General features: G+C 44.9%; 11 protein-coding genes. All 11 read right to left on the reverse strand.

Features of this window, described 5'->3' with window-relative positions:
- Window positions 1-9: 9 nt before the first annotated feature.
- Complete coding sequence (locus BMX50_RS13605; protein ID WP_091211053.1) at window positions 10-1,503, reverse strand: tagaturonate reductase; 1,494 nt, start codon at window positions 1,501-1,503, stop codon at window positions 10-12.
- A gap of 25 nt (window positions 1,504-1,528) precedes the next feature.
- Entirely contained in the window at window positions 1,529-3,430 is a 1,902-nt protein-coding gene (locus BMX50_RS13610) for a glycoside hydrolase family 88 protein (RefSeq protein WP_091211054.1), read from the reverse strand.
- Between the two features lie 5 nt (window positions 3,431-3,435).
- Window positions 3,436-4,428 (reverse strand): pectinesterase family protein, encoded by a 993-nt coding sequence (locus BMX50_RS13615; protein WP_091211055.1) that lies wholly within the window; start codon window positions 4,426-4,428, stop codon window positions 3,436-3,438.
- A complete protein-coding gene (locus BMX50_RS13620; protein ID WP_091211056.1) occupies window positions 4,428-6,083 on the reverse strand; it encodes a glycoside hydrolase family 28 protein in 1,656 nt (551 codons plus the stop codon). Before BMX50_RS13620 ends, BMX50_RS13615 begins: the two co-directional genes overlap by 1 nt.
- A 467-nt stretch (window positions 6,084-6,550) precedes the next feature.
- Window positions 6,551-8,158 (reverse strand): arylsulfatase, encoded by a 1,608-nt coding sequence (locus BMX50_RS13625; protein WP_091211057.1) that lies wholly within the window; start codon window positions 8,156-8,158, stop codon window positions 6,551-6,553.
- Between the two features lie 20 nt (window positions 8,159-8,178).
- Window positions 8,179-10,650: a glycoside hydrolase family 31 protein gene (locus BMX50_RS13630; protein ID WP_091211058.1), complete on the reverse strand. Its 2,472-nt coding sequence runs from the start codon at window positions 10,648-10,650 to the stop codon at window positions 8,179-8,181.
- Complete coding sequence (locus tag BMX50_RS13635; protein ID WP_091211059.1) at window positions 10,650-11,795, reverse strand: glycoside hydrolase family 88/105 protein; 1,146 nt, start codon at window positions 11,793-11,795, stop codon at window positions 10,650-10,652. The genes BMX50_RS13630 and BMX50_RS13635 overlap by 1 nt, the downstream gene beginning before the upstream one ends.
- 42 nt (window positions 11,796-11,837) lie before the next feature.
- Window positions 11,838-13,979, reverse strand: a complete 2,142-nt coding sequence (locus BMX50_RS13640; protein ID WP_091211060.1) for a hypothetical protein — start codon at window positions 13,977-13,979, stop codon at window positions 11,838-11,840.
- Window positions 13,980-13,989: 10 nt separating this feature from the next.
- Window positions 13,990-15,063, reverse strand: a complete 1,074-nt coding sequence (locus tag BMX50_RS13645; RefSeq protein WP_244280974.1) for a glycoside hydrolase family protein — start codon at window positions 15,061-15,063, stop codon at window positions 13,990-13,992.
- A gap of 16 nt (window positions 15,064-15,079) precedes the next feature.
- The gene (locus BMX50_RS13650; protein WP_091211061.1) at window positions 15,080-15,889 is read right to left on the reverse strand and encodes a rhamnogalacturonan acetylesterase; all 810 of its coding nucleotides are present in this window, start codon (window positions 15,887-15,889) and stop codon (window positions 15,080-15,082) included.
- A gap of 13 nt (window positions 15,890-15,902) precedes the next feature.
- Entirely contained in the window at window positions 15,903-16,670 is a 768-nt protein-coding gene (locus BMX50_RS13655) for a rhamnogalacturonan acetylesterase (protein WP_091211062.1), read from the reverse strand.
- Between the last annotated feature and the right edge of the window lies 1 nt (window position 16,671).

Raw genomic sequence — 16,671 nt, forward strand, 5'->3', positions numbered from 1 at the left:
TCGTTCTGTTTAAATAGCGTGTATCGCTAATTCCCCCTGTTCGTTAATCAGCTTAAACTGACGTGTTACAGCCTCGGTAAAGCCGGGTAAGGTTGTCAGATCGGTATCCCAAAGGCTTTTGTTTTTGAGGATAGCATTTATCGCGGTCTCAGCATCTGCTCCGCTCCAAGCTTTGCTTAAAGTTGCTGCCTGGTCATCCGTTATGGTGTAACTATCCGAATGGGCTGTTCCGACATACTTGCCTTCAGCTGTTTCCGTGATCTGCATAAAGCGAATAAAAGCTGCAAAACCAAGGGCCATCATCTGCGGTGCCTTATTGTTTTGTTTATAGTAGTTTAATAATAACGGAATAACACGCATTTTAATTTTAGTAGCGTACTGTACCGAAATACTTAACCACTCATGCCTGATGTTTGGGTTACGGAACCTGTCGAGCACCTTATTGCCAAAATCGCGGGCTACATCTTCATCAATTTGGTAAGGGATGGATGGCATGATCTCGGTGAACATCAACTGCGTAATGAACTTTGTAAAATGTACATCATCCATGGCTTCCTTAACCGTTTTAAAACCTGAAAGATAGGCTACCGCGCAGCTCAACGTATGCGTACCGTTAAGTAACCTTAGCTTCAGCTCCCTGAACAGTTCAATATCGGGGGTAATCACCACGCCTTTATCTGACTGGGCAAAAGATAATACTTCGGCTATTTTTTCATCGCCCTGGATAGCCCAGAGACTATAAGTTTCGGACATGATGCTGAGGTTATCGGTATACCCCCGCTCGGTTTCCATGGCATCGCTCATTTGCTGATCTGGTCTGCCGGGCACAATCCTGTCCACCAATGAATTGCAGAAGCTATTGCTGCTTTCCAGCCAGTCCATAAATGCGGGCTCCAGTTTATTCAAATGGGCAAGTTCCAGTACAATGGATTCCAGTTTTTTACCATTATCGATGATCAGCTCGGTTGGGATGATCACCAGCCCGGTATCTGGTCTGCCGTTAAAGGCCCTGTAACGCTCATATAAAATAGCCAGCAATTTGCCGGGGAATGATGCCGGCGGATGTTTACGTACATCTTCCTTCACCAGTTGAATGCCTACCTCCGTTGTATTGGAGATCACTACCTGCAAATCCTTGCTCCGGGCTATCTCCAAAATCTCTTCCCACTCACTTGATGCCGAAAGCACGCGACTGATCGCTGAACAGATCACCTGCTCATTAACTTCCTTACCATCTTCAATCCCTTTTGAATAAATGGTGTACAAACCATCCTGCATATCAAAATCAATAGTTGAGCCTTTATCTGTAGATTTAACAACAGCTACCCTGCCATTGAAAATGCCGGCACGATTCGCCTTATCAATAAAGTAATCGGGCAGGCCGCGCAGTAAAACGCCAGTACCGAATTGCAGCACTTTTTCGGGCAAGTCAAATACATTCACAGGAGGCAATTCATTTGCCGGTACCGTTGTTTTGTTGAGGTTATATCTTGATAATATCATGCTCTTTTTAAATTGTAATAGGTTACTATTTTTTTGTTTGAGGAATTTGCTTAACCAGCCAGCTTACCAGATCGTTAGCTGCTTTAAAATTATCATAATCAGGAGGCAGCTTGCGGCCGTCTGTATATTCGTTATAAAACCAGGGATCGCCAACGGCAAACACAGTACCTTTACCATATTTGGCAGTAGCTACAATGACGTCCTTACCGTTAACTAATTGCGCAACTGCCGGATTATTGAGCTGCAGGGTGCTCAACTCTTTGATGTAAATTTTTCGGGCCGTTTTAAAGATGGCATTATCTTGTGGGATATTAATTGCACCCTGCTCAAAGTTACGCCCTACCACACGGTTAACACTATTTAAGTTAAAGCTGATGCCAAATTTCGCCATCAGTTTGTTGAGGTGTACAAACTCGGCATTGCCCGTATCGTTATTTAACACCACCAATACACCACCATTTTTTACCCAGTTGCTGACGGCCTGGATATGTGGCTCTTCAATATATTTTGCATCCGGGTTTTCCTTCGGGATATCAGGGTCAACAATAACATAGGCTGCTGCTTTTTTGAGGTTCTCCGCATCCGGCGCTTCATTTAAAGTTTTGGTGTGCAGACCATAATTGTTAAAGATCTGTCCAAAAAACGAAAAACCATTGTTGTCCTGCTCCTCCCATTTGTAATGGAACGGGATACTTTTACCGGTGACATCATCATGATGTTCGTTATTAAAATAGCTGTCTAAAAGTACAGTTTTGCCTTTGCCTATATTCAGATTGGCTAAACGCTCCATCTCCACACTGGCCAGCATAAATGAACCAACACCTTTAGTTTCATTAACGACGGTTTTTACACCTGCATAGTACTCGTAACTGCCATCGCGATATGGTTCGCCGCCAACACCTACCGCACCTGCGGTGCCTTTAATGTTTACCTGTCCGTCAGCATCCGTTTCAATGAAATTTTTGAGGATGGCGTCGTAAGCCTTTTGAGCTACCGGCAGATATTTTTGAGACAAATAGCCTTCCCTTACACCTTTAGCCAGCGTGTAAACAAACATGCACGATGCCGATGCTTCCAGATAATTACCATTCTTACCGCCCTTATCAAGTACCTGGTACCACAAACCCGAACCCGAATCCTGGCTGCCTTGTATCGCCACAGCAAGGCGGTTCAAAATGGCCATTAACGCGGCACGTTTAGGATGATTAACCGGAAAATATGGCAACACATCAACCAGAGCCATAGCATACCAGCCATCGGCACGGGCCCATAAACTTGCCGACAGACCAGTTTGAGGGTTAGCCCAGCGTTCCTTTTTGCTTTGATCCCAGGCATGGTACAGCAAACCTGTTTTGCTATCGCGTGCATGTTGCTCCATCCAGATAAACTGATCAGCTATCTGGTCAAAGTCTGCGTCTTCATGGTAAACGGAAGCATATTCGGCATAAAATGGCTCGGCCATGTATAAGCCATCGAGCCACATTTGGTTAGCATATCTTTTTTTATGCCAGAAACCACCTTCGGGTGTTTTGGGTTGTTCGTCCAATTGCTTGCGCAGTAAGGAAGCCGCTTTATAATATTTTCCGGCACCTAATACCTGGTTCAGAAATAACAGACTTCGCCCTGAAAGGATATTATCCAGCGTATAATCTTTGGCTTTGTAAGTGCGAATGCTTCCATCTGTGCCTACGTACCTGTCCATCGATTTTTGGATATAACCAAAATATTCGTTTTGGGCCGATTGCTGCCAAACGCTTTGCAAGCCCTGCAAAACAATCCCCTGATCGTACGACCAGTTAGTGCCCGGCAAAGAATCCTTCCAGATACGAATAGCGGTATTAGCCATTCGCTGCGACCATGGCAGCGTTTGCGCCTTAAGCCCCAAACCCGCAAACAGGAATACACTCAACAATAATATTTTCTTCATACAACTCATTTTATCTGCGTTATATCCCAGTGATCATTCCCCGCAAGAATGTTAATCAAAGTATATTTCTTCACTTCGGCTTCAGTTAGCTGGTGCGACCATGGCGCACGTTTACTTATATCAACACCCTGGCTTTTGTATTCGGCAAAAAAGGCGGTCTTTTCGTTTTCGGGGTTACGCCAGTTGTCCCATCCAATGGCATAAATGTGCTTATCCATTGTGGTATTGATAAAAACTGACCTGGCATGCGGTCGCCATGGCCTGCCCAGGAAAACTTTGTTAACAGAAGTATCCGCGGGTACCAGTTTACAATCCAAAAACACAAAGCCAAACTGCTGCCGGGGCGTAGTTGCAGGAGCCGTTATAAAGGAATTTTTTAAGCTCTTAATCACACATTTTTGGAACACAGAAGTTGCTTCGCCGAAAATAAAATCTGTAGTACCTTCAATGTAGCAGTCTTTATAAAACTGGCGGCTGTTTTCGGTACCGGCATACAGCGTATCCTGGTTGCCAAGCAAACGGCAATTGATCACGGCACACCTGTCTCCCTCAACATGCAAAGCAACGGCCTGCCCTACCGGACCGGCTGCGTTTGCTATGGTTAAATTACGGGCAGTAAAATCATTTCCCTGCACCAAAATCGTATAGGAAGTATAGGTTGTAAACTCAGTTTTTCCAAAGGCATCCTTCCCTTGCGAGTTCGGTTTGCCCGAAAAATCACTGTTGGTTATAACGGTTTTATTTGGGTCCTCTCCAATCAACTCAATATTACATTTCCAGGAAGGAATCACCAGTTTTTCCTGGTAAACACCTGCTTTTATATAGATGCTAACCTTTTGTTGTGACAGATCGCGAACGGCATTTACAGCCTGCTGAATAGTTTTAAAATCGCCGCTGCCATCCTGGGCCACAGTAAAGCGCTTTGGGTATACAACCGCCTGCGCCAACAGTAATGCCGGTACAAAAACGATCCATATCAACACCGCGACCTTCTTCATTATTTTAAACCGGTTAATGAATTTTCTGCCGCGCCTGAACCAAACTCAACTTTGTTTTTCGCCTTTGAGGCATCTGTATTCAGCAATTTTATTTGCTGCGATTTTTTACCGCTGATCTTTAACAACAGCTGCGTATCGCCATAAGTAATATGATCAAACGTAATGCTGCTGCTGTTTTGAACATTAATGAGCGGACTGGTTTCTTTGCTTTCGAGGTGAATGTTCTTTAAGAAAACATCCTGCGCCTCTATTACATCCGCGCCTTTAACAGTTTTGAAAGTACTGTTTTCGATGTGGATATCTTTAATCCCCATCTCGGGCAGTCCCCTGATCATGAGCGCTTTTTCAGCGCCATTACATACCACATTATCCACATAAAACTTTCGGAATGAAGGCGTAGCTTCGGTTACCGGCACAACAACCTGGTCGTTTACATTATCGTCTTCGCCGGGAGATTTGCCGCCATAGTACATATCAAAAAGGATGGCCTCATGAAGAATATCCTTCATGGCGATATCCTTAATAAAAATATTTTCAACCACCCCGCCCCTGCCGCGCGTAGTTTTAAAACGCAGACCAATATCAGTTCCAATAAACGTACAGTTAGACACGAAAATATTACGCGCCCCGCCCGACATTTCACTACCGATCACAAAACCACCATGGGCACGGTAAACCACGTTATCCCTCACGATAATATTTTCGGTTGGCTTGCCACGTTTGCGACCCTCCTCGTCCCTTCCCGATTTAATGCAGATGCCATCATCACCGGCATCAAAAGTGCTGCCCTCTATTAACACATTCCTGCACGACTCCACATCAATTCCGTCGCCATTTTGCGCATTCCAGGGGTTTCTAACCCTTGCATTCTGTACCGTAAGGTCTTCGCATAATAAAGTATGGATATCCCAGGCAGGCGAATTTTGCAGCGTAACACCCTGCAGCAATACCTTTTTACAATTGGTAAGCACCAACATATTCGGCCGGAAAAAATCTTTGAAAGGTTCATTATCCTTGAGGGTTTTGCCATTGCCTATCACACCGGCTCCCGGAGTTTTTAGTCCGCTGACATAACTTTCAGACGGGTACCAGGACTTGCCGTTTTCGCTCACTACACCGCCCGATGCCACCAGTTTTTTCCATTCAGCTTCGGTAAGCCTTTCTTTGCTTATCGCCCGCCAAACCTCGCCATGGCCATCTATGATCCCTTCGCCGGTAATAGCTATATTGGTAAGATCGGTACCTGATATTGGCGATTGGTTACGCACCGCAGCATGACCTTCATAATTGCCTTCAACCAGTTTATACTGGCTTTTATCATCGGTAAACTGAAGCAACGCCGCACGGCTCACATGCAGGTTTACATTGCTTTTCATCACCAGCGGACCAGTTAACCACAATCCCTGCGGGATAAGCACTACCCCTCCCCCCTTTGCGCTGCAAGCAGCTATCGCTTTATTGATACTTGTAGTGTTTAATGTAATTCCATCGGCTTTAGCACCGTATTTTAAAATGTTAATTGTATCTTTTTTAAATGAGGGCTTGCTTACCTGCGGCAAATGCTGCCAGGAATACTGCCGAACCTGCGCCTGCGATGTAAAACAACCCGCCAAAAGCAGAACCGCTACCCCAAACCTTATTTTTATTACCGACATGTTTATATTTTAAAACAGCTATTTATCGCCTTATAATTGGTGCAGGACCCTTAAATCCTAAACAAGATTAAAGGCTGACAGCAATAAAAAAAAGGATTTGCCCAACTAAAACCGCGCAAACGTTCCCAGAAACGTTTGCGTAAATTCTGGGCGGCGGCGGGCGGGATCATATTACTGCTTAAATGCCTATGAATTATTCCTGATTGCACATCATTCCTTTGTATGCTCCTTTTTTGTTGTTGTGAATATCGTTTACAGGTAGAGAAAAATCATTGCCGTTGGTTTTAACCAACGGGATAATGAGTAGCAATAAGAGGGCTTCAGCCCAAATCCGCTTGCACAATTGGGCTAAAGCCAGGACTTTTCAGCTTTGATCCCGTTGGTTAAAACCAACGGCAATGAATGTTTTGCATTTTTAAACTGCGTTCTTAAAATGCCGGCTTTAACCTTTTTACTGCCTTATTACACTATTCGCCTTTTGATTTTGGTAATTTGTCAAACTCAACTACCCCTGCCCGGGTGGCCCAGGCGCTGTACATTGCTTCGAGTTCGGCTACTTTTTGAGGGTATTGGGCGCTCAGGTCATTTAATTCGGAGCGGTCGGTGCTGATATTGTAAAGCTCCCATTTATTTTCGGGGCGTTGCGATACCAGTTTCCAGTCGCCTTGCCTTACAGCACGGTTACCTTCGTGCTCAAAAAACAATCCGTTATGCCCTTTCCAGCTTTGTCCCTTAAATACCGGAACAAGACTTATGCCTTCCGTTGGCGGAATACTATTGCCATGATAAACTTTAGGATAAGTTGCCCCGGCAAGGTCAAGGCAGGTTGCCATCAGGTCAATAATATGGGCCGGCTTACTGACAATAGCCCCCGGCTTAATAACATCAGGGTAATAAGCTATAAAAGGTGTGGCTGTACCACCCTCATATTCCCAGTGCTTAAATAAGCGAAAAGGGGTATCGCTTACATTAGCCCCTAATGACCCGTATGATGTAAAAGATGTTGGGTCACTCGCGGGCTTGCTGTTTGCAGCCAATACTTCGAGGGTAAAGCCCGGCCCGGTAATGGTTTCATTACTGGCACCATTATCTGACAGAAACATGATCACTGTATTTTTATCCTCACCCAGTTCTTTAAGCTTTTTCCTGATCCGGCCTATATTCTGATCCATCCGGTCGACCATCGCGGCGTATACGGCCATTTTGGTATCAAACTGTTCTTTTTCTTCCGGAGTAAGGCTATCCCATTCCGGTACGCTCTTATCCCTGGGAGATAGTTTTTCATCTTTGCTGATGATCCCTAACTGTTTTTGGCGTTCCAGCCTCTGCTGTCTCAGCTTGTCCCATCCTGCCAGGTACTTACCTTTGTATTTGGCAATATCTTCGGGCAGCGCCTGGATTGGCCAATGCGGACTGGTAAAAGCCATGTACAAAAAGAATGGCTTATAAGTACTTTTATTACCCTCAATAAATTTAATGGCATAATCGGCATAAGCATTGGTTGAATACCAGTTTGGCCCGGGCGTATATTCCTTATCATCTAAAGCAATAGTAAGTTTTTGGTTAGGTCGATAAGGCATAGTTGGATTAAAATAACTGCTTGCGCCATCTATCAAACCAAAATAATGATCAAACCCGCGTTTAACCGGCCAATGCGATGAATCTGTCCCGACGTGCCATTTGCCAGCCATTAACGTATTATAACCACCTTGCTTAAGCGCTTCGGCTATGGTTACGCAGTTTTGGTTCAGGTAGCCCTGGTAAGCAGGCACATCCCGATGGTTTACCATATCGCCAACGCCGGCCTGGTGCTGATAAAGGCCGGTGAGCAATGATGCCCGGGTTGGGCAGCAGCGCGATGCATTGTAAAACTGCGTCATGCGCAAACCGTTTTTAGCCATCGCGTCGAGATTTGGTGTTTGGGTTTCGGATCCAAAACAGCCAATATCTGAGTAACCCATATCATCGGCCAGGATAATTATAATGTTTGGCCGTTTGCCTGTAGCCTTTTGCTGAGCAAATACTGGACTACTTACTGCAGAAAAAACAAAAATTATACTGAGTAACTTTTTCATAGGAAAGTTATAAACGTGATCTATTTAACACTAAGCGTAATATCCTCATGATTGCTATGCAATGTTTTTATCCAAAGCAAATGAGTTGTTTTATCATAATACCAGCCTGCCGTTTTAGCTAATGCATCAGCACTGTCAGTTGCTTTCAATGCTTGATTATTTTCTGTGATCAAAGATGGTTCCTGATCATGAGGCCAGTGCATTTTTGCCAGATAGGTGTGCGGTGCCGGGATAAAGCTACCTACAGGCTTTTTGATCTGCAACTCCCATCCACCGGCAGCTTCTGCGATTGCTATTTGAGTGATCCCCTTCCCGCCCTGCTGATATTTTAGGCAGATGCCATCATCTTCATACAATTTAAACTCGGATGCCTGTCCCGGAAATACATCAAGCGTAATCACATCTACCGGTTTTTCATCCATATATTTCATGGCCGGCTGCATCGGGATGATACTACCTGCTTTTACAAAAATGGGCAAATGATCGGCCGGGGTTAGGATATGTATGTACTGCTTTCCGGTATATTTTTCACCTGTCCAGTAATCAAACCAAACTCCCTTTGGTAAATATATCGTACGTGTTTGTGCGCCTTTTACCGTCACCGGGCAAACCATCATGTTATCGCCAAACAGGTATTGATCAGCTATATTGTAGGTATTAGGATCATCCTGGTATTCCAATACCAAGGCGCGCATGAGCGGCATGCCCGTTTGGTATTGTGTATACGCGTTGCTATAAATGTAGGGTATCAATCTGTAACGCAGATCATCGTATTTTTTAAAGTTGGCTAAAGCCTCGGCCCCATAGTTCCAGGGTTCTTTATAACCCGGGTGGTCCATGCCAAATACCATAGCCACCGGACTGAACATCCCAAACTGTACCCAGCGCATATATAATTCAGGATCGGCAGCATGCTCAAAGCCGCCCATACAATGCGCCCAATACCCTACGCCCGACATACCGATATTTAATCCGGCTTTTATAACAGGTGCAAAATACTGCCATTCGCTTGGCCAGTCGCCCGCAAAAATGAACGGATACCGCTGGATGCCGGAATAACCCTCACGGGTTTGATTTAGACCGCGGATGCCATTATATTCCTGAAATTTCAAATATGGTGCCTTAGCATAAGCAATAGGGAATACGTTATGCAGCTGGGTTATTTCCTTACCTGTAGGCCCAACCTTTTCGCTTTCATTAGCTAATGAACCAAATGCACTGCCCTCATCCGTTTTCAGGAATTTAGCACCGATGGAGGCAACTTTCATAACGCCATTGTCCCACCACCAGTTTGCAGCCTGCTGATCAAAAAAGTTTACAAACTCGCCCGGTTTTCCGTTTTCCGGGTACGTAAAACCTTTGGCCTGTGCCTGGTCAAGCAGGTTCAGGTTTTTGGCATTATCAAACCTTGGGCGGATATGCAGCCCCACCATTTTAAAGTTCATAGCATACAAGCTATCAAACATGGCTTTGGGGTCCTTAAATGTTTCACGCCATTCAAAGGTTGTTGCTCCCTTGCCCCCATTTTTACCAAACAGCCGCCAGGTAGAATCAAGGAATAGAATATCAACAGGAATCCCCATTTCACGCATTTTACGGGCCAGTTCAATTACATATTTATCCGAGGTAAGTTCCTCATGCCCCCAAGTACCGCCGCTATAAGTACCCATATGCAAACCAAAAGCAAACCTTGGTAACAAGGGCGATTTGCCTGTAATGCTTAAATAACTGTTTAAAATAGCCGGAAATGTTGGGCCATAAATAAAGTAGTAATCCAATTCGCCGTCATTTGCTTTAAAGCTGTATTCATCATCTGTTTTGCTGCCCATATCCCATTCTGTAGCTGATGAATTATGCAGGTAGATGCCATACCCCTTAGTACTCATAAAAAATGGTACAGGGCAATAATTAGCCTCATTGATGTTGTAAGCACCAAGCAAATTATTTTTGCTTTTCCCCCTGCCTACATTGAGTTTTACCAGCTTATTGCGCTGGTCGGTAAAATCCATACGTTCGCCAAAGCCAAAGAAATGCTCATCGGGCAAGAGGTCCTTAGTGCACATTACCGTATCGCCGATATGATGCAGGCCACCATTTTGCTTGCCGTTCGGTACATATTCTGATGATAACATCACGCCTTTGCTATCAGCTACATTAATAATGAAGGGTGATTTGAGGACTGTAATAATTAAAGCCGACGTTTGAATAATATATGCCGACTGTGCGTCAGTTACTTTATAATCAACAGCAGGCCATTTATAGTTTTCCTGCATTAAATGTTCATCGGGTGCAAATTTGCGGCTCCAGCTTGCCCTTACACGGAACATGGAAGGCGAACAAAATTCAATTTTAACATCGCCATTGGCATTGTTAAAATACAATGTATTGCCTTGTTTTTTATAGCCGGACTTATTGCTGCCGATACCCGTCTGGGCGAAGGCATTCACCACACCTAATAAAACAAAGGCCAGAAACAGGGATACCTTCTTCATTACTTACTTAGTTTATAAACTTCGCTGCCGGCCAGCAGGAAACAGCCCAAACCATAATCTTCAAAATCGGGTACATTGTTATAACCAACAGGCTGGCCATCTTTAGGCTCTTTGCCAGTTCCCTGTACAAAGCCAAGCATACCATCCGGGTGCAGGCATTCTTTTGACATGGCGTTCCACGCTTTGATAACTACGGGCAAATAGGTTTTCTTTTTCAGGATGCCATGATTAATACCCCAGGCCATGCCGTAAGTAAATAAGGCCGTACCCGACAGTTCCTTCCCGCCGAAATTGGTCGAATCCTTCAGGCTCACGTTCCAATAGCCATCCGTACGCTGTAACGGTACCAGTGCCTCAATCATTTCTTTGTACACTGATAAATACTCATTGCGGTGAGGCGCGTTTTTAGGCATCACTTCCAATACACGCAGCATGGCAGCAACTACCCAACCATTACCGCGCGACCAGTAGCAATCTGCACCGTTAGGCTCCTTGTAAGGAGGAACAAAATCCTTATCACGCCACCAAAGATGATCTGCCGTATTATACAATCCTTTGCCGCCGTGTACGGTTTTTGAGTAATTGTAGATCTCGAACATCTTTTCATAATACTTATTGTCGTTATATATTTCACCCAGCCTGGCATATACCGGCATGGCCATTTGCAGCGCATCTATCCAGTTCCAGTCATCCTTTTTCTCGCTGTTCACCATCAGGTCGATGCTTTGCTTTATTTTTTCAATGCGCTCGGGCTTTTTATCTATGAGGTAAAGGTCGATGTAGGTTTGCCCGCAGCATTGGTTATCCGCATTGCGGGTATCAACAGCACCACGGGGGCTCCATTGATGTTTTTCGCCCCAGTCAACCGCGTAATCATAATACTTTTTTTGAGGATCGATCTTGTACATCGCCATCAGTCCTTCGTAATAAACAGCCCTTGTCCATAAATTACTGGTACGGGTTGTGCCCTTTACGGTAACAGAAGCTCCCGGATCGGGCCATTTCTGCATAAAATAATTGTTGGCGAGGGCCATATCGGCCAATACCTTACTTTTTACCGGTTGTTGTGCATTAACAGTACCCGCCATTGCCATGATGGCACCGGCGCACAATACCGTTTTTATCCTTATAAATAGTTTATTCATATTGTAGATTTTTATCAGATCGGGTTCACAAAATATTCGGTATTATGGCATTTTTTTAAGCCCCTCCCACCTTACTTTCCATTTCCCATTTTTAGGAAAACCGGGATTGGCAATGGTCGAGCCATCCCAGCCAGCAGACATCATAGCCACAGCGGCCAATAAACCGCCATTGCCCGGCAGGTACATCCGCAATCGCCCGTCCTGGTAGTTGTGGCCGTTAGCTAAATAAGTATTGGTTTTTATGGGCATAAATAAAGCATCAACAGCTTTTTCGGGCATATTTAAACGGGCCGCGGTCATGGCGGTCATCGGGAAATCCCAGCCCCAGGTATCTTTCCAATCCCATACGTCCCAAACCAGGTTAAAGGTTTTCTTCATTACCGCCGTATCCAGTTGAGTATTATAGGGCAGCATGCCATAAGCAGCTAAAACCGCCGGATGATCCGTTTTTAATTTAGGATTGGTATATGCATCGGGCGAACTTTCCGCAGCCAGGTAAACGCCATCTTTTTGAGGTAAGGCAGCCAGTTTTTTGAGGATGATGGCATATTTATTATCCGGCTGCAAGCCCAGGCGTTTACGCCATAACTGGGCGGTATTTAAAGCCCAGCGCCAGTATTGCAGCTCGTAAGTTGGGTTGTATGTTTCTTCGGGTTTATAACGTTCCTGTGCCAGGATAATGCCTTTGCCTAAATTATACCGGTCATGCTCCTTATCATAAGTTGGGAACGAGGCCATAAAATCTGCATCGGCCAGTACAAGGTTTTTATACTTATCCAGGGTTTGCTTGTTTGGATGGGCACGATAATCCAGTTCGGCAAAATAAATAAAGTGCGGTTGCTGCCAGATCAGGAATGCCCCTACCGAGGATGGACTTTCGTTACCATCCGGGTCGGTCATTTTTTGCCAGCGAACCCCGTCGTATCCTTGTCTTTTAGCAATGGCCCTTGCATTGGCTTTTACATGCCGGTACCAGCTTAAACTGTTTTCGAGCAGTTGCTCCCTGCCCCATAGCGCAAAATGGATCCCATGCCACCAATGCATTTCAAGGTGCGGCTTACCGTACCAGCTATTGTAAGTTAAACCGGTTTCCTGCGGGGGCTGGTGGCCTGAGCATTGTATTTTGGTAAGATACTGTGACAGCACTACCCTACGTTCCAGTTCCTTTGCCCGGGGATCGGTACTGCCGCTGAAATCAACCGCGCCACCGCTTTGCCAAAAGGCTTTCCATTGCTGTATGCTGTTTGTTTGCGTTTGAGCAAAACCGGGCAAAGGCGCTGTGGTTTTCTGCGGAGCAAACAAACAGGTGAATGTCAGTTCACCTGTTTTACCTTGCGGGGATAACACAAACTGATGAGCAGCTGTATTCTTAACGGATGCAGCGCCGTTCCAGGCAAGGCGTACAAAATACTGATTGGTATCTAAACGATGAATGATGATAGCCTGGCTTGCACCGGAACTAACAACCGCCGAATAATGCTTCTGCGGATCTTTCCAATTGTCGCCATAATCAGCAAACTGATTGGTGGGGAAAGGGAAACGTAACCTCACCTTAAGCCTGCCCTGGGCTAACAACGGTGACTGTACTTTCACCGCTATCAGGTCCTTACCCTCGTGCGCATAAGTTTGAACTTTTACCGGCTCACCATCAAAAGTGAAAGAGCTGGTAATAGCGCCCGTCCACAAATTGAGTTCTTGCCGGATATTTTGGAGATCACTTATTTGCCCGTCGCTCCCATCTTTATGTAATAACACGAAACCAAGATTGCCCAATTGCAGGCGATGTACATTTTCCCGAAACCAGTTAGCAGCATTCCGGTTACGCCCAGGCTGGTTCCATTGCACCGAATAGCTTACATCACGGCCATTGAGCCTATAGGTTTTTAATGTTTCATCAAACTTATAGCCTGCTGTATCTTTAAAGCTGTGCCAGCCCCATTCAGACTGTGTACCCAGCGGAATGCCTTTATCATAATGCTCAGGAAAGGTTTGCAAGCCCGTAGCATCAACCGTAAAAGCAAAACGGCCATTGCCAACAGATAGTGACGAAAGCGTGTCTGTACCGTTATTAATTACATTATGCCTTTGCACCAAAGCCTTACGATTTATTTTATTTTGCGCCCTTAGTACAACCGGCCAAACAACAGTAAAAAATGCAAAATATACAGGCAGTATTTTTTTCATGTTGCGGGTGTTATGATTCTATTTTAAATATAAATGGTGATGCCGTCATGTATTTACCACCTTGCGAGGTAGTGAACATATAGGTTGCTTTCCCATTTTGAAATAAGAGTTGGGGCCTTTCAAACCGGCCGTATTTGTTCAGGTATTTGGGAGGCGGCGGTTGATCAATATGATAATATTTGGCGTTAAAATAACCTATCTCCGGTTCGCTCCATTTTTTACCGGTTTTTGATTCCATGTACAAACCATACTGGTGATTAAATACACCCATATCCCGCGCCAGCATTTTAAAGCGGCCCTTATCCAGCCAAACAAAAGCGTCTTCCAGTTGAGTGTTGTTTCCCCGCCCCGAAAAATCTATCACCGGGTTGCCGTCATATTTGATATAAGGCCCCTCCAGTTTATCGGAAATGGCTAACCCGTATTTACGGTTACCCTTTACCAATGGGTCGGTTGAGGTTTCATATTCTTTGGTATTCCATGATTTATAAAACAGCCAGTATTGCCCGTTGGGATGTTTAATAAATGCGGGGTTGGTAGTGCAATGATCGTCCCATGCCCCTTCGGAGCCTGGTAAAAGCAACGGTTCATCCGGGCGTGTCCAGGGGCCATCCAAAGAATCAGCGGTAGCCAGTCCTATCCGTTTGGTATTAGTTTTACCGTTAGAATTGCCCATAAAGAACAGGCAGTATTTACCATCCACCTTTTTTATGGATGGATTATGACACGTGGTGGCATCCCAGTACCCCGGCCCGCGCGGGGCAAGAATGGTTCCCAGAAATTTAAACTCGCTTTCGGGCGTATCGGCCACAGCATGGCATATTTCGGATCCATTGATCCATCCGCCCATTTTTTTTGAAGCAATCCATCTTGAAAAAAACACGTGGATCCGGCCATCCGGCCCTTCAATTGGACTGTTACACCATACGTAATAACCTTCCATTTCCAAGGCGCGGCCGACAGGCTTTAGTTTTTTGGCAAAAGCAGAAACGTGATCCTTTGAATTACCGAAAGCCAAACCAGGCAATAATGCCATCGCCGAAGCCATACTTAACTGTTCAATAAAATCCCTTCTTTTCATCATTTGAACATTTATTGAACTATTGCTTTAGATATTTATTAAGCCCCAGCTGATTAAATGACCTGATGCCCTGGATAACAAATTTGGCATTTAGCTGTGCACCCGGCTCAAGCGTATGCGTGGCATCAGTACCGAAATAGGTTGATTTTACCTTTGCTTCGCCCTCCTGGTCATAATCGTCGGCAATCAGTTTATTCAAATCGATAAAAAAGGCTCCGGTTTGCTCGCTGATCTCACGGGCCCATTGCCCGTAATTGTTTTCATTGTTACGCCCTGCAGATTTGCCATCTTTCCAGGTATTACGGGGTATCGGGGAGCAGATGATCGGAGTTGCCCCCTTTGCCTTAATATCCGTAACAAACTTGCGCATATACCAGCCGTAGGTATGTACCACCTCTTTTATTTTCCGTATCGGGTTATATATTTCCTGCTGCTCATTGCCAATGCCTTTGATAGTTCCGCGGGCGCGGGCCGTATCATCCAGCGCACCGGCGTCATTATGCCCAAACTGCATGATCACAAAATCGCCGGGTTTAATTTTCACCAGCACCTTATCCCACAAACCCATGGTTTGAAAGGTGCGACTGCTGGTACCTCCAAGCGCATCATTTTCAACCGCAATTTTTATTGTATCAAAATAAGGGGCGATATAATTTCCCCATCCCCATAAACCGCCGTCGCCCTTACCTTTGCCATTTTTTACAGTCGAATCGCCTATCAGGTAAAAAGTTGGTTTATCTGCCGGTTTCATCAGCACAAAAGAAGATAACAGTATAACCAACATCAACAGTAAGCCTAAACCTGCATATGTACGCATCATTTTTTTCATGGTAACCTAAAAATTAGTTTTTAAGATATTTATTCAGAGGATTTGCAGGATCAGCTTTAATGCCGTCAACTACCGATTCGGCGTTCACTGTAGCCCCGATTTTATTGGTATGGGTATGATCTCCGGGGAAGAACTTTTTAACCGAATCAGCCCCCCATTTATCATATTTATCGGCCGTGATGCGGTTCATATCGATAAACCTAACACCTTCCTGCAGCGCTATTTCCTGCGCCCATTTGCCGTAATCATCATTGGCACGGATAACTTTGCCATCACGAAATTCGTTCCGGGGAATCATGGATAGTACAATGGGCGTTGCTCCTTTAGCTTTGGTATCCCTGATGAATTTGCGAAAATACCAGCCATAGGTATGCACGGTTTCTTTAGTACCGTTAGGCCAGGTAAGCTCAACAGTTTCGTTAGTAGTACCTTTTAGTACACCACGATATCCCGCTTTGGTAGTATCAGGTTTACTGCCTTCATTATGACCAAATACCATCATCACGTAGTCCCCCGGTTTTAAAAGCGAATCAACCTTATTCCACCTGCCTTCCTTTATAAACGTGCGGGTGCTGCGACCGGCCATGGCGTGATTTTCAATATTGATTTTTGAGAGGTCAAAATAGTTTGGGATAATGCTTCCCCAGCCCCATGTTTCCTTATCGTTATTATGTGTAGTTGAATCACCTATCAAATAAATGGTTGGCTTTTGCTGATTGATAAAAGCCAGGCTCACAAAGGCTATCATTAATAAAGCTAAAACCGGTTTTAATGCTTTCATA

The organism is Mucilaginibacter gossypiicola (assembly GCF_900110105.1).
In the GTDB taxonomy this organism is placed as follows: Bacteria; Bacteroidota; Bacteroidia; order Sphingobacteriales; family Sphingobacteriaceae; genus Mucilaginibacter; species Mucilaginibacter gossypiicola.

Coding starts and splice junctions, on each gene's coding strand:
- BMX50_RS13625 (WP_091211057.1), bottom strand. CDS start 8,158: ATGAAAAAGTTACTCAGTATAATTTTTGTTTTTTCTGCAGTAAGTAGT.
- BMX50_RS13640 (WP_091211060.1), bottom strand. CDS start 13,979: ATGAAAAAAATACTGCCTGTATATTTTGCATTTTTTACTGTTGTTTGG.
- BMX50_RS13635 (WP_091211059.1), bottom strand. CDS start 11,795: ATGAATAAACTATTTATAAGGATAAAAACGGTATTGTGCGCCGGTGCC.
- BMX50_RS13610 (WP_091211054.1), bottom strand. CDS start 3,430: ATGAAGAAAATATTATTGTTGAGTGTATTCCTGTTTGCGGGTTTGGGG.
- BMX50_RS13605 (WP_091211053.1), bottom strand. CDS start 1,503: ATGATATTATCAAGATATAACCTCAACAAAACAACGGTACCGGCAAAT.
- BMX50_RS13620 (WP_091211056.1), bottom strand. CDS start 6,083: ATGTCGGTAATAAAAATAAGGTTTGGGGTAGCGGTTCTGCTTTTGGCG.
- BMX50_RS13650 (WP_091211061.1), bottom strand. CDS start 15,889: ATGAAAAAAATGATGCGTACATATGCAGGTTTAGGCTTACTGTTGATG.
- BMX50_RS13655 (WP_091211062.1), bottom strand. CDS start 16,670: ATGAAAGCATTAAAACCGGTTTTAGCTTTATTAATGATAGCCTTTGTG.
- BMX50_RS13615 (WP_091211055.1), bottom strand. CDS start 4,428: ATGAAGAAGGTCGCGGTGTTGATATGGATCGTTTTTGTACCGGCATTA.
- BMX50_RS13645 (WP_244280974.1), bottom strand. CDS start 15,063: ATGATGAAAAGAAGGGATTTTATTGAACAGTTAAGTATGGCTTCGGCG.
- BMX50_RS13630 (WP_091211058.1), bottom strand. CDS start 10,650: ATGAAGAAGGTATCCCTGTTTCTGGCCTTTGTTTTATTAGGTGTGGTG.